At 41.8% G+C, this 11,979-nt stretch carries 9 protein-coding genes, 2 tRNA genes and 4 pseudogenes; 10 read left to right on the top strand and 5 right to left on the bottom strand.

Annotated features, from left to right (window positions below; genetic code table 11):
* A pseudogene (locus tag FTT83_RS14520) lies at positions 1-101 on the top strand (IS982 family transposase); the annotation flags it as partial.
* Between the two features lie 157 nt (positions 102-258).
* On the opposite strand, the pseudogene FTT83_RS14515 reads toward FTT83_RS14520, so the two are convergent.
* The 3 genes and pseudogenes from FTT83_RS14515 to FTT83_RS16365 all read right to left on the bottom strand — a co-directional run.
* Positions 259-1,149 (bottom strand): annotated as a pseudogene (locus tag FTT83_RS14515) (sulfate ABC transporter substrate-binding protein); the annotation flags it as partial.
* 15 nt (positions 1,150-1,164) lie between these two features.
* Positions 1,165-2,232, bottom strand: coding sequence for an RNA-guided endonuclease TnpB family protein (locus FTT83_RS14510; protein ID WP_180043455.1), 1,068 nt, complete (start codon positions 2,230-2,232; stop codon positions 1,165-1,167).
* Between the two features lie 134 nt (positions 2,233-2,366).
* Positions 2,367-2,479 (bottom strand): annotated as a pseudogene (locus FTT83_RS16365) (sulfate ABC transporter substrate-binding protein); the annotation flags it as partial.
* Between the two features lie 347 nt (positions 2,480-2,826).
* On the opposite strand from FTT83_RS16365, the gene FTT83_RS14505 reads away from it, so the two are divergent.
* The 5 genes from FTT83_RS14505 (at position 2,827) to FTT83_RS14485 (ending at position 5,514) form a co-directional block, all read left to right on the top strand.
* The gene (locus tag FTT83_RS14505) at positions 2,827-3,129 is read left to right on the top strand and encodes a hypothetical protein (RefSeq protein ID WP_180043457.1); all 303 of its coding nucleotides are present in this window, start codon (positions 2,827-2,829) and stop codon (positions 3,127-3,129) included.
* A 129-nt stretch (positions 3,130-3,258) separates the two neighbouring features.
* Positions 3,259-4,767, top strand: a complete 1,509-nt coding sequence (gene gltX, locus FTT83_RS14500; RefSeq protein ID WP_180043459.1) for a glutamate--tRNA ligase — start codon at positions 3,259-3,261, stop codon at positions 4,765-4,767.
* A gap of 57 nt (positions 4,768-4,824) precedes the next feature.
* A tRNA-Ala gene (locus FTT83_RS14495) sits at positions 4,825-4,900 on the top strand.
* A 30-nt stretch (positions 4,901-4,930) separates the two neighbouring features.
* Positions 4,931-5,006, top strand: a tRNA-Glu gene (locus tag FTT83_RS14490).
* A 166-nt stretch (positions 5,007-5,172) separates the two neighbouring features.
* Positions 5,173-5,514, top strand: a complete 342-nt coding sequence (locus tag FTT83_RS14485) for a hypothetical protein (RefSeq protein WP_086197221.1) — start codon at positions 5,173-5,175, stop codon at positions 5,512-5,514.
* Positions 5,515-5,538: 24 nt separating this feature from the next.
* Here FTT83_RS14485 and FTT83_RS14480 read toward each other — a convergent pair whose 3' ends face one another.
* Positions 5,539-6,495 carry a cation diffusion facilitator family transporter gene (locus FTT83_RS14480; RefSeq protein ID WP_180043461.1) on the bottom strand — a complete coding sequence of 319 codons (957 nt, stop codon included), beginning with the start codon at positions 6,493-6,495 and terminating at the stop codon, positions 5,539-5,541.
* A 399-nt stretch (positions 6,496-6,894) separates the two neighbouring features.
* Here FTT83_RS14480 and FTT83_RS14475 point away from each other — a divergent pair, with 399 nt between their 5' ends.
* Positions 6,895-7,314: a tetratricopeptide repeat protein gene (locus FTT83_RS14475; protein ID WP_180043463.1), complete on the top strand. Its 420-nt coding sequence runs from the start codon at positions 6,895-6,897 to the stop codon at positions 7,312-7,314.
* A 48-nt stretch (positions 7,315-7,362) separates the two neighbouring features.
* Here the strand turns inward: FTT83_RS14475 and ettA are convergent, their stop codons facing one another.
* The gene (gene ettA, locus FTT83_RS14470) at positions 7,363-9,024 is read right to left on the bottom strand and encodes an energy-dependent translational throttle protein EttA (RefSeq protein ID WP_086197224.1); all 1,662 of its coding nucleotides are present in this window, start codon (positions 9,022-9,024) and stop codon (positions 7,363-7,365) included.
* Between the two features lie 324 nt (positions 9,025-9,348).
* On the opposite strand from ettA, the gene FTT83_RS14465 reads away from it, so the two are divergent.
* The 3 genes and pseudogenes from FTT83_RS14465 to FTT83_RS16360 all read left to right on the top strand — a co-directional run.
* On the top strand, positions 9,349-10,626 hold the full coding sequence (locus tag FTT83_RS14465) for an O-acetylhomoserine aminocarboxypropyltransferase/cysteine synthase family protein (RefSeq protein ID WP_086197225.1): 1,278 nt from the start codon (positions 9,349-9,351) through the stop codon (positions 10,624-10,626).
* Positions 10,627-10,936: 310 nt separating this feature from the next.
* Positions 10,937-11,824 carry an SDR family NAD(P)-dependent oxidoreductase gene (locus tag FTT83_RS14460; RefSeq protein ID WP_086197226.1) on the top strand — a complete coding sequence of 296 codons (888 nt, stop codon included), beginning with the start codon at positions 10,937-10,939 and terminating at the stop codon, positions 11,822-11,824.
* A gap of 81 nt (positions 11,825-11,905) precedes the next feature.
* A pseudogene (locus FTT83_RS16360) lies at positions 11,906-11,979 on the top strand (helix-turn-helix domain-containing protein); the annotation flags it as partial.

Here is an 11,979-nt window from a genome sequence, read left to right as displayed (position 1 = left end):
ATCGTTCGGTAAATAACTTCATGGTGAATATCATGGCTGCTGTAGTGGCTTATTGTTTGAATCCCAATAAGCCAACTTTCCAAAATATGCTAAAAGGCTAAGCAGATTTCGTCGAACTCAGGTTACTTAATCTACTGTTTTAGATAGAAAAATGACGATAACATTATACTTATTTAAGATATATAGATTTTTATGGATTGGATATGAAAAAAACGGATAATAATTTATCCGTTTTGACTTTTTTATCGAAAATCTGGCTTAATTCTTTTCACTATAAATTTGATCAAAAATAGCACCATTCACAAAATGGGTTTTCTGTGCCTTGGCCCATCCACCAAACACATCACCAATGGTAAATAGTTTGATTTTGGGAAATTGTGCGGCATATTTCGCTGCCGCTTGGGAATTGCGCGGACGAAAGAAATGCTGTGCGGCCAGTTCCTGACCTTTTGGCGAATATAAATAGTTGAGATAACCTTTAGCCAAATTACGGTTGCCATCCTTATCGACATTTTTATCGACTATCGCCACCGATGGCTCAGCCAGAATTGAAATGGACGGATAAACAATCTGATACTTGTCTTTACCTAAGCCTTGAGTCGCCAGCAGGGCCTCATTTTCCCAAGACAATAGCACATCACCAATACCACGTTCTGCAAAAGTGGTTAAAGAGCCACGTGCGCCAGAATCCAGCACTTTGACATTGCCATACAGTTTTTTCACCAGTTCCCGTGCTTTAACATTATTTCCACCCGGCTGTTTTAACGCATAACCCCAGGCAGACAGGTAAATCCAGCGTGGTGCACCGCCGGTTTTTGGATTTGGCGTAATAATTTCTACACCCGGCTTGGTTAAATCGTTCCAGTCTTTAATATTTTTGGGATTACCCTTGCGAACCAGAAAAACCATAGTCGAGGTATACGGTGCAGAATTGTTCGGAAACTGCTTTTGCCAGTTTTTATGGATCAGGCCTGCCTTTACAATTTCATCAATATCGTTGGCTAAAGCCAGAGTCACGACATCAGCCTGCAAACCATCAATCACGGAACGTGCCTGTTTACCTGAACCGCCATGAGATTGCTTGAAATTAATGTCCTGTCCGGTACGTTGTTTCCAATACGCACCAAAAGCCTGATTATATTCCTGTTGACATCCTCCCGCCACCTACGCTTTCGCTAGGTGGGGGATTCCTACTGCTAGACGCTCATGCCCGAGCGCAAGAATGACTTTGGAACTATTAATGTCCCGTTGATGAGTGATACCGCACTCACATTGCCACTCTCTTATTCGCAAATCTGCTCTACCTTTCGGACTGCTGCTTGAGATTTTCATACAACTCGAACAGATTTGGGTGGTATAGGCTTCATTGACTTCTTCAAACAATACCCCTGCGTTCTCGCATTTATACTTGAGCATTGTTTTGAGTGCTGAAAACCCTGTATCTAAAACAGACTTTGCCATTTTGGTTTTTACAAGTTTTTTGGCACTCAGATCGCCAACAACAATCAGTGCATTTCCCTTGACAAGCATGGTGCTTGCCTTGTGCAAATGGTCTTTACGACAATTCACAATCTTGGCGTGTAATGCACGAACACGTTTTTTGTTCTTGGCTCGTTGAGCTATCCCTAATTTTTGCTCATACTTTCGATAGAATTTCGGATTATTGATGACAGTGCCATCAGAACAAGTCGCAATATCTTTTAAGCCTAAATCAATGCCTATGGCTTTGGTCGCTGTCGGTTTGACTTGCTTTGGTGAATCCACCACCAGGCACACATACCAACGGCCACGACTATCCTCAACGAATGAGCCTGTCTTAACACTGTACTGACTTAAACCGTAACTGTCCCAAACCTTGAACTGATGCTTACCGTACTGAACGTATCCATCAGCATACTTGATGGCAACTTTCTTGAACGGTATCCATCCGAGTGATCGTCTTGCTGATGTCTTATTGCTGACACGCCATCTGAGTTTTGCTTTTTTGAACTGTTTTCTACGTGTGACCAATTCTTCGGTGACAGCCTGAATGGTTTGGCTATGTAAATCACACTCTTTTGATGTGCCTTTGGTATATTTAGCAATATCGTAAGCACTGAGAAATTCACCTTTTCTCTTGAGGTGTTTAAACCCTAAATCATTCACATAATTCCAGACAAAATTAACCTCAGATGCCAATTGGTCTAGCACCTTGCAATGTTTGTCTTTAATACGCAATTTAAGGGTTTTCATGTGCTTATATTAATATTTTGATGGTCTTTAAAAAACCATTAATCAAACTTGAACGACATTTCATGTCGTGTAGCTTATATCCCCCACCCTTGCGAAGCGATGCTTCTCAGGTGGGGGTTTTACGCTTCATTTAGATAAAACTCACGGGTCGGATCATAAGACACATTCAGGAAATCTTTCGCAGCAAAACTCTGTGTCCCCATTCCCCCAAGCAATGCCAAAAAGTAGAGGCAATTATTTTTTTCATGTGTAACACTCTTATTTAACAATGAGGACACTATATAAATCATAAACTTATAATATTTTATTGATTAAAAATCGATTTTAAAGATATCCATAAAAATGCTTTAAAACGCACTTTTAGTACTAAAAAATATCAGCATAAATCTACATCTTGTTGTTTTTCCTGATTCTTCATGGTGTCTCCATATTTTTTTGATACAAAGAGCACAATGTTTACAGGTATTTATTATTTTGTAAAAAAGTGTGAGCTAGTTCTACTTTTGTATTTTTTTGTATGGTTAAATGGTACTCGCTCATCGGATTAAAACAATATATAAAATTCCAGCACCGGAAAAAAAGGGGGATGTGGAAATGAGATATACAGCAATTATACAAGCGCTTAGCTTAAGTTTAACTTTAGGGTTTATGGCTCAGCTGGGACATGCAGCAGCAATCAAAGGTAGCGAAGCCAAAGTGATTTTAGGTCCTGAAAAGTCTTCATTGATTGAAAAGGCCCTGCAACAGCAAAAGCAAGGTGGAAATACGTTACGTGCCGATAACGATTTAAAGATGTTGACCGAAATTAAAGTGGCACCAACTCAAAGCTTCTTTGCTGCTCAAAACCAGAAATTCAGCCGTTTTGTGCAAGCACTTTTCCCTCAAAGCAGCTCTTAACTCAACAGCGAACTTATTCCCCTTTAGAAGTTCCTATCTAGCCTAATCATTTCAATGTTGAATTTAACATTAAGTGATTAGGCTTTTTCGTTATAATAGCCTTCATTCACATTCTGAAAAATATTGGTTATGACTGTTCGTACTCGTATTGCGCCTTCTCCTACTGGCTTTCCACACGTAGGCACTGCTTATATTGCCTTGTTTAACTTATGTTTTGCTAAACAGCATGGCGGTGAATTTATTCTTCGTATTGAAGATACCGACCAACTGCGCTCAACCCCTGAATCCGAAAAAATGATTTTAGATTCATTACGCTGGTTAGGCTTAAATTGGTCAGAGGGGCCAGATGTGGGCGGTCCACATGCACCGTACCGTCAATCTGAACGTATGGGCATCTATAAACAATATGCCTTGGAACTGGTAGAAAAAGGTCATGCTTTCTACTGCTTCGCAACACCAGAAGAACTGGATCAAATGCGTGCTGAACAGCAGGCGCGTGGCGAAACACCACGTTATGATGGTCGTGGTTTAAAGCTGTCGGCAGAGGAAGTGCAGCGTCGCCTTGCCGCAGGTGAGCCCCACGTGATTCGTATGAAAGTACCTAAAGAAGGCATTTGTAAAGTCAACGACTTACTGCGTGGGGAAGTTGAAATTCCTTGGGCTCAAGTCGACATGCAAGTTTTGCTGAAAACCGATGGTTTACCGACTTACCATCTTGCCAATGTGGTTGATGACCATTTGATGCAAATCACTCACGTTTTCCGTGGTGAGGAATGGTTACCATCGGCACCAAAACATCAGTTGCTCTACCAATACTTTGGCTGGGAAATGCCAGTACTGGGTCATATGCCATTACTTCGCAACCCGGACAAATCAAAACTGTCTAAGCGTAAAAACCCGACCTCTATCAATTACTACAAAGACATTGGTGTGTTGCCGGAAGCCTTGTTGAACTATTTAGGTCGTATGGGCTGGTCAATGCCAGATGAACGTGAAAAGTTCACTTTGGCAGAAATGATTGAGCATTTCGACATTAAGCGTGTATCCCTCGGCGGTCCGATCTTTGATGTGGAAAAACTCAACTGGCTCAACGGTCAATGGATTAAAGCGCTCTCGCCTGCCGAGCTGTTAAATACTTTATTAGCATGGAAATCTGACCGCAATACCCTGGAAGACATTGCTGCTGCCATTCAGCCGCGTATCAACCTGCTTTCTGAAGCAGTGAACTGGGCTGGTTTCTATTTCAACCAGTTCCCAAGCATCAGCAAAGAACAATTTGAAAGCAAGAAATTATCTGAAGAACAGGTTCGTCAAAGCTTGCAGTTTGCCATTTGGCGTCTGGAAAGCCTGTTCACCTGGAATAACGACACGGTGAGTCAAACCTTAATGGACTTGGCCAACCAGATGGAAATTAAGCTGCGTGACTTTATGCCCACCTTCTTTATTGCCATTGCCGGTTCAACCAGTTCAACCCCAGTCATGCAATCGATGGTGACGATTGGTCCTGACTTAACTTTCGCACGCTTACGTCATGCTCTGGAAATTGTTGGCGGACCGAGTAAAAAAGAAGCAAAAATCTGGGAAAAACTCAATGAAAGCTTAAAATTGCCGAAAAATAATGCAGTTGATGAAGCATAATTGATTTTATAGTTGACGTGTGAGCGCAATACCCCTAATATTGCGCTCACACAAACTGGGGTCATAGCTCAGTTGGTAGAGCGCTACAATGGCATTGTAGAGGTCAGGAGTTCGATCCTCCTTGACTCCACCAAGTTCCACCTTTTTTTGTGTTGCCTCAATTGTCCCTATCGTCTAGAGGCCTAGGACATCGCCCTTTCACGGCGGTAACCGGGGTTCGAATCCCCGTAGGGACGCCATATTCAAGATCATCATAATATGGTTATGCTGATCTGATAAAAAACCCAAGCATTGCGACTTGGGTTTTTTATTGTCTCAATCTTTTATCAACTTTTATTTGCGCTGTTTTTGCTTTCTGTGTCATTCCGATTAAAATAAGCGATAAATTAAAATGATGGAGTTGTAATGCAATACCGTTGCCCAAAATGCCAAAGCCCTAAAATTATGCCTGTCGCTCAAGCCGGTAGCCCTGCAGTACGACCTGTAGTTCCTAAAAGTCTGGTCTTTCTTATTCCCGCAGTATTTATCTTATTACTGCTGGTTTTAATTAGTATTGCGATGTGGATTTTTGGCGATGGTGCAGGCTCTACCCTACAAGTTGCAACCGTAGTGGCTTTTATCATCTGCGTCATCGCCGGTTTCCTGTTTTACCGCGACCTGCCAGATTTTAAAATTTCCATGCAAGGCTTTATGCAATCGCAAAAGAAATGGAAATGCCGTGAATGTAATCACGAATGGGAAATCTAAAATAGATTTGATTTCACATCAGTTTCAGTGCTGGTGTGAATCTTCCTGATGAGGTGAATGTTCTTCGTGATCATCATGGCGATGACAGGATGAATGCAGCCCGCATTCATAATCTTCAATCTGTAGCGTGATTTCCCGAATACCGTGCTGATGCTGCAACATCTCCAAAGCTTGCTGATATAACAGTGTGCGATCTGCCTGAGGCGCATAAAGATGTACCGTCAGATGGACATTTCTGGAACTAATGGCCCATACCTTCAGTTGATGGATATTCTCCACATCCTTTAACGCCAAAAGGTCATTACGCAACTGCTCAATATCAATTTCTTCCGGAACTCCTTCCAGCAGAATGTTGATACTTTGTTTGAGTAAAATCCAGGTTCTTGGCAATACCCAGAGACCAATCAACATCGCAATTAGGGTATCTACCCACATCCAGCCAGTGAAATAGATGATTGCTGCGCCCATAATCACACCGATCGAACCCACAGCATCACTTAAAACTTCCAGATAAGCCCCTTTAATATTCAGGCTTTCTGTGGCGCTGGAAAATAAAATCCGCATAGAAATCAGGTTGATCATTAAGCCAATCACCGCAACTACCAGCATGCCCAGACTTTGAATTTCAGGTGGATGGCTAAAACGCTGATAAGCTTCAAACAGAATGTACATCGCTACAACAAACAGCATTAAGGCATTAAACAGGGCGGCCAAGATTTCAAAACGCTGATAGCCAAAAGTTCTTTTATCATCTGCCGGCATTTTGCCGATTTTGATCGCCACCAAGGCAATCGCCAGGGCTGCCGCATCGGTAAACATGTGTGCTGCATCAGAAAGCAGGGCTAAACTTTGAGTGATAAAACCTGCAATGACTTCAATAATAAGAAAAATGCTGGTGAGCGCCAGGGCAAAGGTCAGCTTTTTGGCATTCGCTTCCGTCACCACTGCATGACTATGATTATGCCCATGCTGTTCAGCCATACCTACTCCTCTATTACTCTATTTTTTCTGGTTTTTGTGATAGCGATTCAATTTAATAATCATACGACCATGAGGTAATAGTATGGCATTCTTACCCTAATACCATGAGCAATAAAATTAAACCTCAACACAAGAGATTTCTTTCATAAGTCCTGTCTCTCTTGATTTTACCCTCATCGTCAGAACAAAGGCACTGATAAAAGAAGTTCAATAATGGCTTTTCCACAATCCAACTTTAATAAAAAAATCATTTAAAAACATAAAATTAAAATAAAAAGCACATCATTGTTTTCAAATAAAAATTAACTTACAAATAAAAGAGATTTAATTTCTTAAAAACCTATATATATTAAGAATATTGGATAAAAATCATTTAATCCAGATGATAAGGAGCTGAATATGATCCTGCATAAAATAGAACAGATCATTTACGCTTGGTTACCTTTATTCGACTCAACAAGACAAGGAAGACAAAATGCCCTTTCCGAAGTGCAGGCAGAATATGCACAAGGGCAATATTACGAAAAATTAGCGCTTGAACATCATCAGACCTTTGAACGCCTGCATGCCTATCAACACACATCAGAAAACAATCCTGCCATTCAGGATAAACGCAATGCAGTCTGGAACTTTTTAAGTGCGGCACTCAAAGGTCATCGTGATTCTCAGTATAAACTGGGCCTGTGTTATTTGAATGGTGAATTGGGTCTAGATAAAAATTATACCCATGCTCAGGAATGGCTCGAAAAAGCCGCCAAACAAGGTCACCCGGAAGCAATAAAGACTTTAATGTATAGTTATTCGCAAATTGCATTTTAATCAAAAAACCAGCCCGAAGGCTGGTTTTTTTCACATCAAAATCGGGAATTAAGCACCGATTTTACGATATTTTTGACGACGCGTTGCCAGATCATCACCATCGCGCTTACGGCGATATTCTTCAAACTCGGTATAGTTACCGGTGAAGAATTCTGGTGTTTCATTTTCAAATGACAAGATGTGCGTTGCAATACGGTCGAGGAACCAACGGTCATGCGATACCACCATCACAGTACCTGGGAATACCAGAATTGCATCTTCCAGTGCACGTAAGGTTTCGATATCCAAGTCATTCGATGGCTCATCCAGCAGGATCACGTTTGCGCCCATTTGCAGGATTTTCGCCAGTTGTAAACGGTTACGCTCACCACCCGATAAACTGCCTACACGTTTTTGCTGATCTTGACCTTTGAAGTTGAAGCGACCGATATACGCACGTGATGCGATTTCGTAATCACCAATCTTCAAGATATCCAGGCCACCCGACACTTCTTCCCAAACGGTTTTGTTATCGTCCAAGGTGTCACGGATCTGACCCACGTAAGCGACTTTAACTGACTCGCCCAGGGTTACCGTACCGGTATCGGGTTGCTGTTCGCCAGTCATCATACGGAATAAAGTCGTTTTACCCGCACCGTTAGGGCCAACAATACCGACAATCGCAGCTGGTGGTACTGTGAAAGACAAATCTTTATACAGTAATTTATCGCCAAACGATTTACTGATCCCTTCAACTTCTACAACCTTGTTACCTAGACGTGGACCAGGTGGAATGTAGATTTCAGAGGTTTCATTACGCTGTTGGAATTCGCGTGAGTTAAGCTCTTCAAAACGCTCCATACGCGCTTTGTTTTTCTTTTGCTGCCCTTTAGCATTTGAACGAACCCATTCCAGTTCTTTTTTCAATGCTTTGGCAAAAGATTCTTCCTGCTTGTTCTCTTGCTCTAAACGGGCATTTTTCTGCTCAAGCCAAGAAGAATAGTTACCTTGGTAAGGAATACCATGTCCACGGTCAAGCTCCAGAATCCATTCCGCCACGTTATCCAGGAAATAACGGTCATGGGTAATCGCAACAATTGTGCCAGGGAAATCTTTCAAGAAACGCTCTAACCAAGATACAGATTCTGCATCCAAATGGTTGGTCGGTTCATCAAGAAGTAACATGTCCGGCTTAGAAAGCAATAAACGGCACAGTGCAACACGACGACGTTCACCACCTGAAAGCAAGGTGACATCTGCATCCCAAGCTGGAAGGTTTAACGCAGCAGCTGCTTGATCCATTTGGTTGGTCAGGTTATGCGCATCCCAAGCGTGAATGATGGCTTCTAACTTTTCTTGCTCTTTTGCAAGTTTGTCGAAGTCAGCATCTTCCGCTGCATATTCAGCAAATACTTCATCCAGACGAGCCAAAGCATCCAATGGTTCACGTAAACCATCTTCAACGTTACCACGAACGTCTTTGTTAGGATCAAGTGGTGGTTCTTGCTCAAGGTAGCCGATTTTAATACCCGGTTGAGCACGGGCTTCACCTGAGAAATCTTTATCTACGCCAGCCATAATACGGAGCAAGGTCGATTTACCTGCACCGTTTAAACCAAGCACACCAATTTTTGCGCCTGGAAAGAATGATAAAGAGATGTCTTTTAAGATTTCGCGCTTAGGCGGAACCATCTTCGACACACGGTTCATCGTGTAAATATATTGGGCCACGTAGGACTCCTCTATAGAAAAAGCAACATTCGCACTCTACCCACAGCAGTATGCGAACAAATATTTGGCGGGCATTATACGATGAAAGTACAAAAAAAATAAGGCATAGCCTTCATCTTCAATAGAATGTTACAACTAATGGCATGTTGGTTTTTTAAACACAATCGCAGATACTCAGTTTTATTGAATTGTGACTGAATAAAACCCATAGATATAAGAAAATTAGATATTCTTTTCTAGAATACGCACTTTTATTCATATCCACAGGTGATAGACTGATGGCATAACCCACCGAAACAATTAACTCACTTAGATGATGTAAACATGACTTATAAAGATGAAACTTTAGCGATTCACGCAGGGTACAGCCCAGAACCGACCACAAAAGCAGTCGCCGTACCCATTTATCAAACCACTTCTTATGCCTTTGACAATACTCAACATGGGGCTGATCTGTTCGATTTAAAGGTTCAGGGTAATATCTATACCCGGATTATGAACCCGACGACCGCTGTCTTAGAGCAACGTCTGGCTGCACTGGAAGGCGGGATTGGCGCTTTGGCTTTGGCCTCAGGGATGTCAGCGATTACCTATGCCATTCAGACCATTGCCGAAGCTGGTGACAATATTGCGTCGGTTTCAACGCTGTATGGCGGTACATACAACCTGTTTGCCCATACTTTGCCTAAACAGGGCATTGAAGTTCGATTCTTTGATTACCAAAACCCTGAAGCCTTGCGTGGTTTAATTGACGAGAAAACCAAACTGGTGTTTGTCGAATCGATCGGCAACCCACTCGGCAATATCATCGATCTGGAAGCCATCTCTAAAATTGCTCATGAATATGGTGTACCGGTGATTGTCGACAATACCGTTGCCACGCCTGCCCTGCTTAAACCTTTTGAATATGGTGCCGACATTGTCGTGCATTCACTGACCAAATATATTGGTGGTCACGGCAATTCAATCGGCGGTGCCATTGTTGATAGCGGTAAATTCCCTTGGGGCAAATATCCTGAACGTTTCAAAGTATTAAATACACCTGACCCAAGTTATCATGGGGTTAATTATGTCGAAGCCTTAGGTGCGGCTGCCTATATTGCCCGTGCGCGTGTGGTCCCTCTACGCAATACCGGTGCTGCCATTAGCCCCCTCAGTGTATTCCTGATCCTGCAAGGCTTAGAAACATTGAATCTGCGAATGGAGCGTCATACTGAAAATGCACAAAAGGTCGCGGAATATTTACAGCAGCATCCGAAAGTCAAATGGGTCAATTATGCTGGTTTAAAAGATCATCCTCAGCATGCGCTGGCACAAAAATACGTGAAAGGTAAACCTTCAGCAATTCTGTCTTTTGGTGTGCAAGATGGTCGTGAAGGCGGAACACGCTTTATTGATGCCCTACAACTCTTTACCCGTCTGGTCAATATTGGCGATGCGAAAAGCCTGGCCTGCCATCCTGCCACTACCACCCATCGTCAGCTCAATGAAGAAGAACTGAAGTCTGCAGGGGTGAGTATTGATATGGTCCGTTTATCTGTCGGTATTGAACATATTGATGATTTAATTGCAGATTTGGAACAGGCATTGGCGCAAGTTTAAAGCTTTTGATTAGAGTACAATTTAGCCTTCTTTCTAAACGAAAGAAGGCTACTTTTATTTGAGTATAATTTTTTGATTATTTCTCTTTGCTTTGGTTTTAATTCATGGTAAAAATTAAATAACAGTTAAAACAATAATAGAGCAATTACTCTAATTATATTTGTAAATTCAATTACTTATTTGTAGATTTTTTCCTAACATTCGCTATTATAAATGGCTCGAGAATAGCTTAAATTCCCCAAATTTTGAGCGCTAGAATCAACTAAAAAAATAATCTAAATTTTTATTCTATTGAAACCAGGAAAATATTGTGAATTCTAAACTAGAGAAACTTTTTCAGAATCGAGTCAACGGCAAAGTTGTTTTAATTACTGGTGCATCTAGTGGTATTGGTTTAACCGCTGCACATAAACTCGCCGATGCCGGTGCACATGTTCTGTTGGTGGCTCGTACCAAAGAAACATTAGATCAAGTCAAACAAGAAATAGAAGCCAAGGGCGGCAAAGCATCTGTTTTCCCATGTGATTTAAATAACATGGAATCTATTGATGAGGTATCAAAAGAGATTTTAGCCTCCGTAGACCATATTGATATCCTGATCAACAATGCAGGACGCTCAATTCGTCGTGCAGTTCATGAATCGACCGACCGATTCCATGATTTTGAACGCACCATGCAGCTGAATTACTTTGGTGCAGTACGTTTAGTGATGAATATTCTGCCACAAATGATGATTCGCCGGGATGGCCATATCATCAATATCAGCTCGATTGGTGTCTTGGCCAATGCGACACGTTTTTCCGCTTATGTGGCTTCTAAAGCTGCACTGGATGCATTCAGCCGCTGTCTGTCTGCCGAAGTCCATTCGCATAAAATTGCCATTACTTCAGTTTATATGCCATTGGTTCGTACCCCAATGATTGCACCAACCAAAATTTATAAATACGTACCCACCCTGTCTCCGGAACAGGCAGCCGATTTAATTGCCTATGCGATCGTGAAACGCCCGAAAAAAGTTGCGACCCACTTAGGCCGTTTGGCTTCAATTACCTATTCTATTGCTCCAGACATTAACAATAAATTGATGTCAATTGGTTACAACCTGTTCCCGAGCTCTTCTGCTTCGGTAGGTCAACCACAAAAACTGAATTGGGTTCAAAAAGCGTATGCACGTTTGTTCCCGGGTGAGCATTGGTAAAATTGTGCAATAAAAAAGCCAGTCAATATGATCTGCACCCCGAAAGTTGGATACTTCGTCTAATTTGGAGGGTGCTTTTCTATGGCTAAATATTCGCAAGAATTCAAACTTAAAGTTGTTCAATATTACTTATCAGGTTTTGGATCAAAAACAAC

The organism is Acinetobacter sp. YH01018, from assembly GCF_013420295.1.
GTDB lineage: Bacteria > Pseudomonadota > Gammaproteobacteria > Pseudomonadales > Moraxellaceae > Acinetobacter.
Note: the sequence above shows the minus strand (reverse complement) of the source record. Positions and strands in the feature narration are given on the sequence as shown.